Annotated in this window: 12 protein-coding genes; all 12 read left to right on the forward strand. The window is 73.7% G+C overall.

What is annotated here, in order from left to right; genetic code table 11:
- The first annotated feature begins 94 nt into the window (after positions 1 to 94).
- The gene (rsmH, locus tag AC1DUE_RS17990) at positions 95 to 1,105 is read left to right on the forward strand and encodes a 16S rRNA (cytosine(1402)-N(4))-methyltransferase RsmH (RefSeq protein ID WP_477040783.1); all 1,011 of its coding nucleotides are present in this window, start codon (positions 95 to 97) and stop codon (positions 1,103 to 1,105) included.
- Positions 1,102 to 1,518, forward strand: a complete 417-nt coding sequence (ftsL, locus tag AC1DUE_RS17995; RefSeq protein ID WP_477040784.1) for a cell division protein FtsL — start codon at positions 1,102 to 1,104, stop codon at positions 1,516 to 1,518. Before rsmH ends, ftsL begins: the two co-directional genes overlap by 4 nt.
- Positions 1,515 to 3,419 carry a peptidoglycan D,D-transpeptidase FtsI family protein gene (locus AC1DUE_RS18000; protein WP_477040785.1) on the forward strand — a complete coding sequence of 635 codons (1,905 nt, stop codon included), beginning with the start codon at positions 1,515 to 1,517 and terminating at the stop codon, positions 3,417 to 3,419. Before ftsL ends, AC1DUE_RS18000 begins: the two co-directional genes overlap by 4 nt.
- A 61-nt stretch (positions 3,420 to 3,480) precedes the next feature.
- On the forward strand, positions 3,481 to 5,046 hold the full coding sequence (locus AC1DUE_RS18005) for a UDP-N-acetylmuramoyl-L-alanyl-D-glutamate--2,6-diaminopimelate ligase (protein ID WP_477040786.1): 1,566 nt from the start codon (positions 3,481 to 3,483) through the stop codon (positions 5,044 to 5,046).
- Complete coding sequence (locus tag AC1DUE_RS18010; RefSeq protein ID WP_477040787.1) at positions 5,043 to 6,482, forward strand: UDP-N-acetylmuramoyl-tripeptide--D-alanyl-D-alanine ligase; 1,440 nt, start codon at positions 5,043 to 5,045, stop codon at positions 6,480 to 6,482. Before AC1DUE_RS18005 ends, AC1DUE_RS18010 begins: the two co-directional genes overlap by 4 nt.
- Positions 6,479 to 7,561 (forward strand): phospho-N-acetylmuramoyl-pentapeptide-transferase, encoded by a 1,083-nt coding sequence (gene mraY / locus AC1DUE_RS18015; RefSeq protein WP_477040788.1) that lies wholly within the window; start codon positions 6,479 to 6,481, stop codon positions 7,559 to 7,561. Before AC1DUE_RS18010 ends, mraY begins: the two co-directional genes overlap by 4 nt.
- On the forward strand, positions 7,562 to 8,992 hold the full coding sequence (murD, locus tag AC1DUE_RS18020) for a UDP-N-acetylmuramoyl-L-alanine--D-glutamate ligase (protein WP_477040789.1): 1,431 nt from the start codon (positions 7,562 to 7,564) through the stop codon (positions 8,990 to 8,992).
- A gap of 22 nt (positions 8,993 to 9,014) precedes the next feature.
- Entirely contained in the window at positions 9,015 to 10,247 is a 1,233-nt protein-coding gene (gene ftsW / locus AC1DUE_RS18025) for a putative lipid II flippase FtsW (RefSeq protein WP_477040790.1), read from the forward strand.
- On the forward strand, positions 10,240 to 12,807 hold the full coding sequence (murC, locus tag AC1DUE_RS18030; protein WP_477040791.1) for a UDP-N-acetylmuramate--L-alanine ligase: 2,568 nt from the start codon (positions 10,240 to 10,242) through the stop codon (positions 12,805 to 12,807). The genes ftsW and murC overlap by 8 nt, the downstream gene beginning before the upstream one ends.
- Positions 12,804 to 13,823, forward strand: a complete 1,020-nt coding sequence (locus AC1DUE_RS18035) for a cell division protein FtsQ/DivIB (RefSeq protein ID WP_477040792.1) — start codon at positions 12,804 to 12,806, stop codon at positions 13,821 to 13,823. The genes murC and AC1DUE_RS18035 overlap by 4 nt, the downstream gene beginning before the upstream one ends.
- Positions 13,824 to 14,035: 212 nt before the next feature.
- The gene (gene ftsZ / locus AC1DUE_RS18040) at positions 14,036 to 15,292 is read left to right on the forward strand and encodes a cell division protein FtsZ (protein WP_477040793.1); all 1,257 of its coding nucleotides are present in this window, start codon (positions 14,036 to 14,038) and stop codon (positions 15,290 to 15,292) included.
- 5 nt (positions 15,293 to 15,297) lie between these two features.
- The gene (gene pgeF, locus AC1DUE_RS18045) at positions 15,298 to 16,014 is read left to right on the forward strand and encodes a peptidoglycan editing factor PgeF (protein ID WP_477040794.1); all 717 of its coding nucleotides are present in this window, start codon (positions 15,298 to 15,300) and stop codon (positions 16,012 to 16,014) included.
- Positions 16,015 to 16,109: the final 95 nt, after the last annotated feature.

Here is a 16,109-nt window from a genome sequence, read left to right on the forward strand (position 1 = left end):
CCCGGTGTCAGACGGTCGGAGGGGGATCTGGTCGGACGGCGGAGGGCCGTCCGACCTCACTTCTCAGCAGCCGAGACCCGACAGGAGGCAGACGATGACCACGACCGACGACGCTGCCTCCCGGCACACCCCGGTGCTGCTGCAGCGTTGCCTCGACCTGCTCGCGCCCGCGTTCGCTGACCTCGACTCGGCCGTCATGGTCGATTCGACCCTCGGGATGGGGGGCCACACCGAGGGCGTCCTGGAGGCGTTCCCCAACGTGCGGGTGGTCGGCCTGGACCGTGACACGCAGGCGCTCGAGCTCGCGGGCCGGCGCCTGGCGCCGTTCGGTGACCGGTTCACCGGCGTGCACGCCGTCTACGACGAGATCAACGAGGTCCTCGAGCGCCTCGGCATCGACAAGGTCCAGGGCGTCCTCATGGACCTCGGGGTCTCGTCGCTGCAGCTCGACGAGCGCGAGCGCGGCTTCTCCTACTCGGCGGACGCCCCTCTGGACATGCGGATGGACGCCACCACGGGGCAGACCGCGGCGGACGTGCTCAACACCTACGACGAGCGCGAGCTCGCCCGGATCCTGCGCGAGTACGGCGAGGAGAGGTTCGCGCCGCGCATCGCCCGCGCGATCGTCGCCCAGCGCGCCCGCAAGCCGCTCGAGCGCACGGGGGAGCTGGTCAGCATCGTGCGCGCCAACATCCCCGCGGCGACGCGCAAGACGGGGGGCAACCCCGCCAAGCGCACGTTCCAGGCCCTGCGCATCGAGGTGAACGGCGAGATCGAGACGCTGGAGCAGGCGCTGCCCGAGTCGATCGAGGCGCTCGCGGTCGGCGGGCGGCTGGTCGTCGAGTCGTACCACTCGCTCGAGGACCGGGCCGTGAAGCGGGCCATGGCGGCCGGTGCCACGTCGAGCGCCCCGCCGGACCTGCCCGTCGAGCCCGCGACGCACGCGCCGTACCTGCGCCTCGTCACGCGGGGTGCCGAGGAGGCCGACGAGGCCGAGATCGCCCGCAACCCGCGCTCGCAGTCCGTCCGCCTCCGCGCCGCCGAGCGCACCCGTCCCACCCCTGACCACCTGCGTCACCGACCGACCGGAAGGAGGGCGGCATGAGCGCCCAGTCCGCTGTCCGTGCCCGTACCTCCCCGGCCCGTCCCCGCACCGCGCCGCAGAATCCACCCGCACCTCGTCTGAAGGTCGTCCGCGCGCCGCAGCACGCTCGGACGCGGATGCCGTTCATCCTGCTGTGCATGGCCGTCCTCGCGGGAGCGCTGCTCTCCGCCCTCCTGCTCAACACGTCGATGGCGTCGAGCGCCTACGCCAAGTACGACCTGTCCAACCAGCTCGGTCAGCTGAACCAGGACGCCAAGGACAAGCAGGCGGACCTCGACACCCTCGCGTCGCCCGCGCACCTGGCCGCCGCCGCCTCGGCGCTCGGCATGGTGCCCACGAACGGCACGGGCTGGCTGCGGCTCTCCGACGGCAGCGTGCAGGGTGCTCCCGAGCCCGCCGGGGCCGCCGGATGACCACGCCGGTCACCGGTCGCCCGCGGACCGGAGCGCGCCCGCCGGGCACCCAGCGGCCCGCGAGCACCGGCACCGTCCCGCGTCCTCGCCCGGGCCAGACCGCACCCGGCCGCGGCGGACCACCGCGCACGGTCGAGGTGCCGACGCGGCCCACCGCCCGTCCGCCGCTGCCCGGCTCGCGCGGCCGGATGATCTTCCTCACGATCGCGATCGTCCTGACGCTCGTCGTCTTCGGCGGGCGTCTCGTCTACGTCCAGGGTCTGCGCGGGCCGAGCATCGCGGAGCAGGCGCGCGACAAGAGGCTCATCTCCGTCGCGACGCTGGGCGGACGCGGGGAGATCACCGACGCCGACGGTGTCGCGCTCGCGGCGTCGGTAGAGCGGTACGACATCTCCGTCAACCAGAAGACGGTCCCCGAGTTCCGGGCGACCGGCGCCGTGGAGGTGCCCGACGGTGCCGCCGGAGTGGCCGCGCGTCTCGCCCCGCTGCTCGACATGAACGTCGCCGAGCTCGGCGGCAAGCTCGTCGGCGACCGGCAGTTCGTCTACATCAAGAAGGGCGTGCTGCCCGAGGTCGCCCGCGAGGTTCGCAAGCTCGGCCTGCCCGGGGTCAACGTGGACCGGGTCGCCGAGCGCGTCTACCCGAACGGCAACCTCGCGGGGAACGTCCTCGGGTTCGTGAACTCGAACGGCGTCGGGCTGGAGGGGCTCGAGCTCTCGCTCGACAAGCGCCTGACGGGCACCGCAGGCACCGAGACCTACGAGAGCGGCCGCAAGGGGCAGGCGATCCCGGGCGGCTACTCCAAGGACACGCCGGCCAAGCAGGGCGACTCGGTCATGCTCACGCTGCGGTCCGACGTGCAGTACCGCGCGCAGGCGGCCCTCGACGCGCAGGTGGCAGCCACCGGGTCGGACTCGGGCTCGGTGGTCGTGATGGACGTCAAGACCGGGGAGATCTACGCGCTGGCCGACTCCGGCAGCGTCGACCCCAACCACCCGGGCGACTGGAAGGGCGGCTCGCTGTCCTCCGCGATCTCGGACGTGTTCGAGCCGGGGTCGACCGGCAAGGTCATCACGATGTCGGCCATCCTGGACAACCACGTCGCGACGCCGACGTCGCAGTTCCAGGTGCCGTACTCGTACTCCCCGGACGGCAAGGAGACGTTCCACGACTCGCACGAGCACGCGGTGCAGAACCTGACGCTCGCCGGCATCCTCGCGGAGTCCTCCAACACCGGCACGGTCATGGTCGGCCAGAACCTCCCGGTCCAGACGCGCTACGACTACCTCGCCAAGTTCGGCTTCGGGGCCAAGACGGGCATCGAGATGCCGGGGGAGTCGGTCGGCATCCTGCACCCGGTGGACACCTGGCAGCGTCGCGACAAGTTCGCGGTGCTCTTCGGCCAGTCGCTGTCGGTCACGTCGCTCCAGGCGACTCAGGTGTTCGCGACGATCGCCAACGGCGGCGTGCGCGTCACGCCGCACATCATCAAGGGCTGGACCTCCCCGGACGGCACCTTCACGCCGGCCGCCCCCCCGACGACGACGCAGGTGGTCTCGCCCGAGACCGCCCAGACCGTGCTCACCATGATGGAGAGCGTCGTCGACGACGGGACCGGCTCCAGCGCGGCGATCCCCGGCTATCGGGTGGCCGGCAAGACGGGTACCGCGCAGGCGTGGCTCGCCAACGGGGCACAGGGGATCACGGCGTCGTTCATCGGCGTCGCCCCGGCCGACGACCCGCGCATCGCGGTCGCGGTGATCCTGCACAACCCGCGGACCTCGGTCTACGGCGGTGTGGTCGCGGCACCCGTGTTCAGCGACGTCGCCGGGTACACGCTCGGCGAGCTCGGCGTGGCGCCGTCGGGTACCACGGGGACCCTGTTCCCGACGACGTGGTGACAGTGTCCCGCCCAGACGCCGCGCGACGATCGGGCGTGGCCGCCCGGGGTAGATTCTCCCCATGACGTCCCCGGCTCGGATGCGCCCGATGCATCCCGCGGTCCACCGGGTCGCCGACCTCGTCGGGACGTTCGACCTGGTCGCTGCGGGTCTGCCGGTCGCGCCGGACGCCAGGCTGACCGGGGTGAGCCTCGCCAGCGGTGACGTGGTCGAGGGCGACGTCTTCGTGGCGGTCCCGGGCCTCAAGGTCCACGGCGCGACGTACGCCGCACAGGCGGTCGACGCAGGCGCTGCGGCGATCCTCACGGACCGGGCCGGGCTCGACCTGCTCGGTGAGCTCGCGGACCGCGTGCCGGTCCTGCTCAGCGACGACCCGCGGTCGCTCGCGGGTCCGGTGGCTGCCTGGGCGCACGACGAGCCCGGCGAGCGGCTCGTCTCGATCGGCGTGACCGGGACCAACGGCAAGACCACCACGACCTACTTCATCGACGCCGCCCTGCGTGCCGTGCACCCCCTCACCGCCCTGCTCGGCACGGTGGAGCTGCGGATCGGTGAGGAGGCCGTCGAGAGCCCGCGGACCACGGTCGAGGCGCCCGCCCTGCAGGCGCTGCTCGCCGCGGCCCTCGAGCGGGACGCCACCGCGGTCGCCATGGAGGTCAGCTCGCACGCCCTGGCCCTCGGCCGGGTCAACGGGCTCGTGTTCGACGTGGTCGGGTTCACCAACCTGCAGCGCGACCACCTCGACTTCCACGGCGACATGGAGGGCTACTTCCGCGACAAGGCGCGCCTGTTCGCGCCCGGACAGGCCCGCCGCGGCGTCGTGGTCGTCGACGACGAGTGGGGCCGGCGGCTCGTCGCGGAGGCGCAGATCCCCGTGGAGTCGGTCGCGACGAGGGCGGGTTCCGGGGTCGACGCGGACTGGACGGTCACGGCCGCGGACATCGGGCTCGACGGCGTGGGCTCGACGTTCACGCTCCGCGGCCCGGACGGCGCCGAGCACGAGGCCGCGAGCCCGCTGCCGGGCCTGGTCAACGTGTCCAACGCGGCGCTCGCCATCGTGCTCGCGCGCGCCGCGGGCGTGCCGATGGACGTCGCGATCGAAGCGGTCGGCCACGCGCACGAGATCCCGGGCCGCATGGAGCGCGTGATCGAGCGCGGTGACGGCTTCCCGCTCTCGCTCGTCGACTACGCGCACACCCCGGACGCGCTGGTCCTCGCGCTGCAGGCCGTCCGACCCATCACGCCCGGCCGCCTGATCCTCGTGTTCGGCTCCGACGGCGACAGGGACCAGGGCAAGCGCCCGATCATGGGCGAGATCGCCGCCGAGCTGGCCGACGTGATCGTCGTCACCGACGAGAACCCGCGTTCCGAGGAGCCGGCGGCCATCCGATCCGCCATCCTCGACGGAGTGCGGGCGAAGCGCCCGGACCTGGTCGACGTGCACGAGGCGACGAGCCGCGCGCAGGCCATCCGCGACGCCCTCGTCCTCGCCGATGAGCAGGACACCGTGATCATCACGGGCAAGGGGCACGAGCCCACCCAGGAGATCGCCGGAGTGTTCCACCGGTACAACGACCGGTTCGTGCTGCTCGCAGCGCGCGAGAACCGTCAGGAGCAGCACGCGTGATCGCCCTGACGGCGGCCGAGATCGCGGCCGCGACCGGCGGCGTGCTGCGCGGCGACGTCGACCCCTCCCTGCTGGTCGGCGGGTCCGTCGTGGTCGACTCCCGCGAGGAGGTCCTCGGCGGCCTGTTCGTCGCGCTGCCGGGCGAGCACGTCGACGGTCACGAGTACGCGGCGGTCGCGGTGAAGGCCGGCGCCGCCCTCGTGCTCGCCGCCCGCGACGTGGTCGGCGAGGGCGGTGGCATCGTGCCGAGCGTCGTCGTCCCGGACGTCGAGAAGGCGCTCGGCGACCTGGCCCGCGTGGTGCTCGAGCGTCTGCGCGAGGCGTCCTGGGAGCCCGGCGGCAGCGGGCTGAAGGTCGTCGGCATCACCGGCTCTGTCGGCAAGACGACCACCAAGGACCTGCTCGCCCAGCTGTGCGGCAGCGTCGGCCCGACCGTCGCGCCCGTGCGCTCGTTCAACAACGAGATCGGCCTGCCGCTGACGGTCCTGCGAGCCGACGAGAACACCCGCTTCCTCGTGCTCGAGATGGGCGCGAGCGGACCCGGTCACCTGGACTACCTCACGCAGATCGCCCCGCCGGACGTCGCCGTGGTGCTCGTCGTGGGACAGGCCCACCTGGGCGGGTTCGGCGGGATCGAGGCCGTCGCCCGCGCCAAGGCCGAGATCGTGCAGGGCCTGGTGTCCGACGGCGTCGCCGTGCTCAACGCCGACGACCAGCGCGTCTCGGCGATGGCGGCGCTCGCGCCCGGGGACGTCGTGACGTTCGGTGCGGCCCCGGAGGCGTCGGTCGGTGCGCGGGACGTGGTCCTGGACCGCGCCGGCCGCGCACGGTTCACGCTGGTGTCCCGGCTCGGGGACGAGGAGCGGACCGCCGAGGTCGAGCTCCGTCTCGTCGGCGAGCACCACGTGCACAACGCGCTCGGCGCGGCCGCGGCGGCACTGGCCCTCGGGCTCGACGTCGACGAGGTCGCGGCCGGCCTGACGGTCGCGGACGCGCTCAGCCCGCACCGGATGCACGTGGTCGACCGGCCCGACGGCGTGACCGTCGTCGACGACTCCTACAACGCCAACCCCGACTCGATGCGCGCGGCGCTCAAGGCGCTGGCCGTGCTCGCCGGACGGGACCGTCGCTCGATCGCGGTCCTCGGCGAGATGCTCGAGCTCGGCCCCGAGTCCCGCACCGCGCACGACGCGATCGGGCGCCTCTGCGTCCGGCTGAACATCGGCCTGACGATCGTCGTCGGCGAGGGCGCCCGCGCCATCCGCGACGGCGCGAACCACGAGGGCTCGTGGGGCGACGAGGTGGTGCTCGCCGACGACCTCGACGTCGCCACCCGGTTCCTCGAGTCCGAGCTGCGTCCCGGCGACGTGGTGCTGGTGAAGTCGTCGTACGGCGCCGGGCTCTGGCGGCTGGGAGATCGGCTGGTGGCCTCGTGAGAGCGCTCATGATCTCCGGCGGGCTCTCGATGATCATCGCCCTGCTGGGCACGCCGCTGTTCATCCGGTTCCTGGTGCGCAAGCAGTACGGCCAGTTCATCCGGCAGGACGGTCCGACCGCGCACTTCACCAAGCGCGGGACGCCGACCATGGGCGGTGTCGTGATCATCGCCGCCACGCTGCTGGGCTGGATCGGCGGCCTGATCGCCACCGGCACGATGCCCAGCGCGTCGGCGGTCCTGGTCCTGTTCCTGATGACCGGCCTCGGCCTGGTCGGGTTCCTCGACGACTTCATCAAGATCTCCCGGCAGCGCAGCCTCGGCCTGAGCGCCCGCTGGAAGATCGTCGGCCAGGGCCTGGTGGGCATCACGTTCGCCGTGGCCGCCCTGCAGTTCCCCAACGAGAAGTTCCGGACGCCGGCGTCGACGAACATCTCGTTCATCCGGGACACCAACCTCGACCTGGCGTTCTGGGGCGTGACCGCCGGCATCCTGCTGTTCGTCGTCTGGGCGAACTTCCTCATCACCGCGTGGTCGAACGCCGTGAACCTCACCGACGGCCTCGACGGGCTCGCCACGGGCGTCTCGCTCATCGTGTTCGGCGCGTACGTCATCGTCGGCGTCTGGCAGTTCAACCAGAGCTGCCAGTTCCTGGCGACCGCCGGACCCAGCTGCTACGAGACGCGCGACCCGCTCGATCTCGCCGTGGTCGCCGCGGCGATCGTCGGCGCGTGCTTCGGCTTCCTGTGGTGGAACGCCAGCCCGGCCAAGATCTTCATGGGGGACACGGGCTCGCTGGCCCTCGGCGGCGCGCTCGCCGGGCTCTCGATCCTCACGCGGACCGAGATCCTCGCCGCGATCATCGGTGGCCTGTTCGTCCTCGAGGTGATGTCCGACGTCATCCAGATCGGCTTCTTCAAGATGACCGGGAGACGGGTCTTCAAGATGGCGCCGCTGCACCACCACTTCGAGCTCTCGGGCTGGGGCGAGGTCACGATCGTCATCCGGTTCTGGATCATCGCCGGGCTCTTCGTCGCGCTCGGCGTGGGGATCTTCTACGCCGAGTGGGTGGCCGGGTAGGTGTCGGACGTCGAGCTCGACGACGCTCTCGTCGTCGTCGCCGGCCTCGGGGTCTCGGGCCGTGCCGCCGCCGAGGTGCTCGCCTCCCGCGGTGCCCGCGTCGTCCCGGTCGACGACCACGCCGACGACGTCATCGGCACGGACGAGCTGCTGGCCGGCACCGCGCTGGACCGTGCGTCGCTCGTCGTCGCGTCTCCGGGCCTCGCACCGCACCACCCGCTGCTCGCCGCCGCGCTCGACCGCGGCATCCCGGTCTGGAGCGAGGTCGAGCTGGCGTGGCGGCTGCGCGTCGACCGGGCGTCCGGCGACGGCCCGGCGCCGTGGCTCGCCGTCACGGGCACCAACGGCAAGACGACCACCGTCGGGATGCTGGAGTCGATCCTGCGCGCGGCCGGGGAGAGCGTCGCCGCGGTCGGCAACGTGGGGACGCCGGTCGTGCTCGCCGCCACGGACCCGTCGCTCGACGTCCTCGTCGTCGAGCTGTCCAGCTTCCAGCTGCACTTCACGCACTCCATGTCCGCGCAGGCCGCCGCCGTGCTCAACATCGCCGCGGACCACCTCGACTGGCACGGGTCGCTCGAGGCGTACGCGGCGGACAAGGGCCGGATCTTCGAGCGGGCCCAGGTCGCGTGCGTCTACAACCTCGCCGACAGCCGCACCGAGGACCTCGTGCGCGAGGCGGACGTGGTGGACGGCGCCGTGGCGGTCGGCTTCACGCTCGGCACGCCCCTGGTCGGTCAGGTCGGCCTGGTCGAGGACGTCCTGGTGGACCGCGGCTTCTCCCGGCTGCGGCACACGCACGCCGCCGAGCTGGGCACGCTCCACGACCTCGCGCAGCTGGCCGGGCCGGACGGGACGGTCCCGCCGCACGTCGTCGCCAACGCTCTGGCCGCCGGTGCGCTCGCCCTCGCGCACGGTGTCGAGCCGGCGGCCGTCCGCGCCGGTCTGCGCGCGTACTCGGCCGGCGCGCACCGGTTGGAGACCGTCGCGACGATCGACGGGATCGCCTACGTCGACGACTCGAAGGCCACCAACGCGCACGCCGCCGCTGCGGCCCTCGGGGCGTTCGCGCCCGGCTCCGTCGTGTGGGTCGCGGGCGGGCTCGCCAAGGGCGCGCGGTTCGACGAGCTCGTCGAGGCGCGCAAGGACCGGCTCGCCGCCGTCGTGCTCATCGGGGTCGATCGCGAACCGTTGCGCGAGGCACTCGCCCGACACGCACCCGAGGTCCCCGTGGTCGAGGTGGACGCCGGTGAGACTGAGCGCGTGATGACTCGTGCCGTGCAGGAGGCCCGACGGCTCGCCGTCGCCTCGGCCCGGCCCGTCACCGTGCTGCTCGCCCCCGCGTGCGCGTCGATGGACCAGTTCACGTCGTACGCCGCCCGAGGTGAGGAGTTCGCCGCCGCCGTGCGTGCGCTCGGCGAGGACGTGTGAGGACGCAGAAGGGAGCCCGGGCATGACCGCGAACGTCGCACCCGGGGCCGCGTCGCGTCCCGAGCGCACCGGCTCGTTGCTCGGGCAGTGGAACAGCGTCGTGACGAGCTACTACGTGCTCATCGGCGCCGCAGCGCTGCTGCTGGTGATCGGGCTCGTCATGGTGCTGTCCAGCTCGAGCGTGGAGTCGCTCGACGAGAACGGCTCGCCGTACGCCGTCTTCCTCGACCAGGCGAAGTTCGCGCTGCTCGGCCTGCCCATCATGTTCGGGCTCTCCCGGATGCCCGTACGGATCTTCCAGCGCTTCGCCTGGCCGGTGCTCGGTGCCGCGATCCTGTTCCAGCTGCTGGTGTTCACACCGCTCGGCACGGGTGTGGGTGGCAACCAGAACTGGGTGCGCGTCGGAGGCATCTCCGCCCAGCCGTCCGAGGCGATCAAGCTCGCCCTCGCCGTGTGGCTGGGCGCGGTGCTCGCGCGCAAGCTGCCGCTGCTGCGGCAGTGGCGGCACGCGCTGATCCCTGCCGTCCCGGTCGCTGCGCTCGCGCTCGGCGTGGTTCTCGCGGGGCACGACCTGGGCACCGCGATGGTGATCATCCTGCTCGTCGCGGGCGCGCTGTTCGTCGCCGGCGTCCCGCTGCGGATGTTCGGGTTCGCGGCGCTGCTCGCCGCGGGGCTGACGGCCGCGCTCACGGTGACGAGCACCAACCGCAAGGACCGCATCTTCAGCTGGCTCTCGAGCGAGTGCGACGTGCAGTCGGCCTGCTACCAGACGCTGCACGGCGGCTACGGCCTGGCCAGCGGCGGCTGGGGCGGGCTCGGTCTGGGGGAGAGCCGCGAGAAGTGGTCCTACCTGCCGGCCGCCCACAACGACTTCATCTTCGCCATCCTCGGCGAGGAGCTCGGGCTCATCGGCACGCTGCTCGTGCTGGCCCTGTTCGGGCTGCTCGCCTTCGCGATGATCCGCATCATCCGCCGGCACCCCGACCCGTTCGTGCAGATCACCACCGGGGCGATCCTGTGCTGGATCATCGGGCAGGCGATCGTGAACATCGCCGTCGTCATCGGCCTCGCCCCGGTCATCGGGGTCCCGCTGCCGCTGGTCTCGGCGGGCGGGTCGGCGCTGATCATGACCATGGCTGCCCTCGGCGTGCTCATCTCGTTCGCGCGCTCGGAGCCCGGCGCCGCCGAGGCGCTCGCCGCGCGGCCCAGCGTCGTGCGTCGTTCGCTGGCCGTCGTCGGGCGGTCCCGTGGCTGACGACCGCCGACCCCCGTCGGTGCTCCTGGCCGGCGGCGGGACGGCCGGTCACGTCAACCCGCTCCTGGCCGTGGCCGACGAGCTCCACCGTCGCCACCCCAACGCGCGCCTGACCGTCCTGGGCACCGCGCAGGGCCTCGAGGCGCGCCTGGTGCCGGAGCACGGGCTCGACCTCGCCCTCGTCCCGCGCGTGCCCTTGCCGCGGCGCCCGACCCTCGACTGGTTCCGCCTGCCCGGCCGGCTGCGCGCCGCGATCCGTGCCGCCGGGACGGCGATCGACGAGTCCGGTGCGCAGGTCGTCGTCGGGTTCGGAGGCTACGTCTCGACGCCCGCGTACCTGGCCGCCCGGAGCCGCAAGATCCCGGTCGTGATCCACGAGGCGAACGCCCGCCCGGGCCTGGCCAACCGGCTGGGCGCGCGCTGGGCGAAGTCCGTCGCCGTGACGTTCCCGGGCACGGCCCTGCCCGGCGCACAGGTCACCGGGCTGCCGCTGCGGGCGCCAATCGCCCGCCTCCTCGCCGAGCGCACCGCCGACGCCCACGCCGCGCGCGTCGCCGCCGCCGAGTCGCTGGGCCTGGACCCGGCGCTGCCCACGCTTCTGGTGTCCGGCGGCTCGCTGGGTGCGGTGAGCGTCAACACCGCCGTCTCGGGCGCGGCTCCCCAGCTGCTCGCCGCGGGGGTCCAGGTGCTGCACCTGACCGGCACCGGCAAGGCCGACGCCGTCCGGGCCGCGCTCGAGGGGGTGCCCGGCGCCGAGCACTACCAGGTGCGCGAGTACCTGAGCGACATGCACCTCGCGCTGGCCGTGGCCGACGTCGTCGTCGGGCGGTCCGGTGCCGGCACGGTCTGCGAGCTGGCCGCGCTCGGCATCCCCGCCGTCTACGTGCCGCTGCCCGTGGGCAACGGCGAGCAGCGCCTCAACGCCGCGGCGGTCGTCGCGGCGGGCGGCGGGCTGCTCGTCGACGACGACGACCTCGATCCGGCATGGCTGCTCGCGCACCTGCCCGTCCTGCTGGTCGGGGACACGGCCGCCGAGACCCGTGCGCGCATGGGCCGGGCCGCGGCGAGCGTCGGCGTGCGGGACGCGGCCGCGCGCGTCGCCCGGCTGGTCGAGGTCGAGCTGCCCGTGCCGGCGAAGGCTCCCGCCAAGCAGCTGGCCGCCGAGAAGCTGGGCCGGGTGCACCTGGTCGGGGTCGGCGGAGCGGGCATGTCGGCGATCGCCGCGCTGCTCGCCGCCCGCGGGCTGACGGTGAGCGGGTCGGACGCCGCCGACGGACCGGCCCTGCCCGCCCTGCGCGAGGCCGGTGTCACGGTGCACGTCGGGCACGACGCCGCGCTCGTCGACGGCATCGACACGCTCGTGGTCTCCTCGGCGGTGCGCGAGTCGAACCCGGAGCTCGCGCGGGCCCGCGCCCTGGGCGTCCGCGTGCTGCACCGGTCGCAGGCCCTCGCCGCGCTCATGGTCGGCCGCGACGCCGTGGCGGTCGCCGGTGCGCACGGGAAGACGACCACCTCGGCGATGGTCGCCACCGCACTGCTCGACGCCGGCGCCGACCCGTCCTTCGCGATCGGCGGCACCGTGCTCACCGCCGACGGCTCGCTCGGCGGCAGCCGCGACGGCTCCGGGCGGGCCTTCGTGGCCGAGGCCGACGAGTCCGACGGCTCGTTCCTGGCATACGCGCCGCTGGTCGCCCTCGTCACCAACGTCGAGCCCGACCACCTCGACCACTACGGGTCCGCGGAGGCCTTCGAGGACGCGTTCGTGGCCTTCGCCGAGCGCATCCGGCCCGGCGGCGCCCTCGTGGCGTGTGCCGACGACGCCGGTGCCGTCCGCCTCGTCGACCGCGCCCGCGCCCAGCTGGCCGCCCGCGACGTCGAGGTCGTCACCTACGGCACGTCGCCGACCGCGGACGTCGTCGTCGGCGACCTGCGGCCGGACGGAGCCGCGTGGAGCGTCGACCTGACGACGCCCGACGGCGTGCTGACCGTCCGGCTGGCCGTGCCCGGCGCGCACAACGCGCTGAACGCGGGCGGTGCCTGGGCGGCCGCGCGAAGGCTGGGCACCGACCCCGTCGCGGTCGCGACCGGCCTGGCGGCGTTCCGGGGGACCGGTCGCCGGTTCGAGGACCGGGGGACGGCGGGCGGTGTGCGCGTCGTGGACGACTACGCCCACCACCCGACCGAGGTCGCCGCGCTGCTCCGGCAGGCGCGCTCCGTCGTCGGGGACGGCCGGGTGATCGTCCTGTTCCAGCCGCACCTCTACTCGCGCACCCGCACGTTCGCGGCCGAGTTCGGGGCCGCGTTCGACCTGGCGGACGTGGTCGTGGTGACGGACGTCTACGCCGCACGCGAGGACCTCGACCCGGAGGTGACCGGCGCGCTGATCGTCGACCGCGTGCCGACCGAGGGCAAGGCCACGTTCGTGCCGGACCGCCTCGACGCCGCCCGCGCCGTCGCGCGCGCCGCGCGGCCGGGCGACCTCGTCCTGACCGTCGGCGCGGGCGACGTCACGCTCCTCGCGCCGGTGGTGCTCGACGAGCTGGCTGGGGGGTCGTCGTGAGCCCGTCGCGACCCACCGCCCCGCGCGACCCGGCACCGACCCGGCCCGCGCGTCCGACCGCTCGTCCCAGCACCGCGCCGGTCCCGAAGCCCGCCGCCGAACGTCCGGCCGCCGAGAAGCCGGCCGTCGCCAAGCCGGTCGTCGAGAAGCCCGTCCCGTCGCCGCGGACGGAGCCCACCGGGGCCGCGACCGACGCGTTCGGCCGGTCGGTGACCACCTACGCGGCGGGCCGCGGTCGCTCCTACGGCGGGCCGGTCGCACCGCCCGTGGTGTCCACCAGCTCGATCGCGCGCTTCGCCGAGCGGGCCCGGGCGCGCCGCAACCTCGCGCGCCGCCAGCTGATCCTCACCGCCGCCGTCGTGGTCGCGGTGGTCGGCCTGGGCTGGCTGCTGTTCGCCTCGCCGGTCCTCGCGCTCGACCCGGCCGGCGTCGAGGTCGACGGTGCCGGGACGGTCGTCGCCGTCGACCAGGTCGAGGCCGTCGTCGCGGCCCATGCCGGCACGCCGCTGCCCCGCCTCGACACGGTGTCGCTGCGCGACGAGCTGCTCGACGTCCCGGGCGTCCGCGAGGCGCGCGTGACGCGCGACTGGCCGACGGGCCTGTCCGTCACGCTCGTCGCCCGGGAACCGGTCGCGGCGGTGCCCGACAGCGCCTCCGGCGCCGGCTTCGCGCTGCTCGACCAGGACGGCGTGCAGGTGGGTCGCGTCGACGCGGCTCCGGAGGGGCTCCCCGTCGTGGACGTGCCCCTGGGCGACAAGCGGACGCTGTCGGCCGTCCTGGGCGTCCTGCAGCAGCTTCCCGCCGACCTGCTCGCGCAGGTCCAGGGTGTCGCCGCGCACACGCAGGACACCGTGACCATGCAGCTGCGCGACGGCGTGCGCGTCGACTGGGGGAGCGCGCACGAGACCCCGCTGAAGATCGCGGTCCTCAAGGCGCTGCGCGCGTCTCCCGCGGCGGCGGGGGCTACGGTCATCGACGTGTCCGCGCCGCGGCTGCCCATCACGAAGCAGGGCTGAATTCGTCGGCAAGTGCCGACACGCGCGGCGCGGTCGTTGATAGTGCCGGGTGCGCGACCTAGCGTCACGCCTGACAGCAGAACCTGACATAACTATAACCCTCAACTTGAGGGTGAAGGTTTGAACCCGTCCCCGGCGTGTCGTCGGGACGGACCCCGCGGCCCGTGCCGCACACCGGCACCGCGCAACGCACAGAACGAGAGGCACCCACCGTGGCAGCTCCGCAGAACTACCTGGCGGTCATCAAGGTCGTCGGCATCGGCGGCGGCGGCGTCAACGCCGTGAACCGCATGATCGAGGTCGGCCTCAAGGGTGTCGAGTTCATCGCCGTCAACACGGACGCGCAGGCGCTCCTCATGTCGGACGCCGACGTCAAGCTCGACATCGGTCGTGAGCTCACGCGCGGTCTCGGCGCCGGCGCGGACCCCGAGGTCGGCAAGAAGGCCGCCGAGGACCACAAGGACGAGATCGAGGACGTCCTGCGCGGGGCCGACATGGTCTTCGTCACCGCGGGCGAGGGCGGCGGCACCGGCACCGGTGGCGCGCCGGTCGTCGCGCGGATCGCCCGCTCGCTCGGAGCCCTGACCATCGGTGTGGTCACGCGCCCGTTCACCTTCGAGGGTCGTCGGCGTTCCGTCCAGGCCGACTCCGGGATCGAGGCGCTGCGCGCCGAGGTCGACACGCTCATCGTCATCCCGAACGACCGCCTCCTGCAGATCTCGGACCGGTCCGTCTCGGTGCTCGACGCGTTCCACTCGGCCGACCAGGTGCTGCTCTCCGGTGTCCAGGGCATCACGGACCTCATCACCACGCCGGGCCTGATCAACCTCGACTTCGCCGACGTGAAGTCGGTCATGCAGGGTGCCGGGTCCGCGCTCATGGGCATCGGCTTCGCCCGCGGCGACGACCGCGCGGTCCAGGCCGCCGAGATGGCCATCTCGTCGCCCCTGCTCGAGGCCAGCATCGACGGCGCGCACGGCGTGCTCCTGTCGATCCAGGGTGGCTCGGACCTCGGCCTGTTCGAGATCAACGAAGCGGCCCGGCTGGTCCAGGAGGCCGCGCACCCCGAGGCCAACATCATCTTCGGCGCGGTGATCGACGACGCGCTCGGCGACGAGGTGCGGGTCACCGTCATCGCCGCCGGCTTCGACAGCGGCTCGCCGACGATCCGCCGCGACGCCCGCGCGCTGGGTCAGGTCTCCGGCAACTCCGCCGGTGCCGCCCGCCCGGCGCCGGCGCCCGCCCAGGTCCCGACGCCCCGACCGGTCGTCGAGCGCGAGGAGGTCCCGGTCCCGGTCGGTGCCTACGCCGGCACCGCAGGCCAGCCGGGCGTGCCCGCCTTCCTGTCGACGGAGGCCGAGCCGACCCCGATCACGGGTGCGCTCGAGGTGCCGCGGATCTTCACGGAGGACGCACCGCGTCGCGACCGCGAGCGCGACGAGCTCGACGTGCCGGACTTCCTCAAGTAGCAGCCGTGCTCGTCGATGGCGTCGACCTCGGGACCGGGGTCCGCGCCGGCTTCACCTCGCGTCGTGGTGGGTCCAGCGTGGCGCCGTTCGACACGCTCAACCTCGGGCTGGCCGTCGGTGACGACCCGTCCGTGGTCGCGCGCAACCGGGCCGTCCTCGACGACTGGGCCGCCGCGCCCGTCGTCTATGCCACCCAGGTGCACGGCACCGGGGTGGTGGTGCTGACCGAGCACACGGACGTGGGGGAGGCCGACGCGCTGGTCTCGACCTCGCCGGACGTCGCGGTGGCGGTGCTCGTGGCGGACTGCGTGCCGGTCCTGCTGGCCGACGCGTCGTCGGGGGTCGTCGCCGCGGTGCACGCCGGACGGCGCGGGCTCGCGGCCGGGGTCCTGCAGTGGGCGGTCGCGGCGATGGTCGGTGCGGGGGCGGACGTCGGGCGCATCCGTGCGGCGACCGGTCCGGCGATCGCCGGTCGGTCGTACGAGGTGCCGGCCGAGCTGCGCGACGAGGTGGCCGACGTCGTGCCGGAGACCTACGCCACGACGTCGTGGGGCACGCCTGCGCTCGACCTGCCGGCGGGTGCGGTCGCGGTCCTGGGCAGGCTCGGCATCCGGGACGTGCTCGTGTCGGACCGCGACACGTACACCGACGGCGACCTGTACTCGTTCCGGCGTTCGTCGCGGACGGGTCGGTTCGCGGGGGTCGTCCGCCCGCCGCTCTGAGGACCGCTCTGGACGCCGGGCCGGTGTGCGGGCGTGTCGCGACCGTGATCGGTGCGCACCCGTTGCTAGCGTGACCGGCAGAGGGAGCCCACCAG

Source organism: Cellulomonas sp. P4_A2 (genome assembly GCF_056402515.1).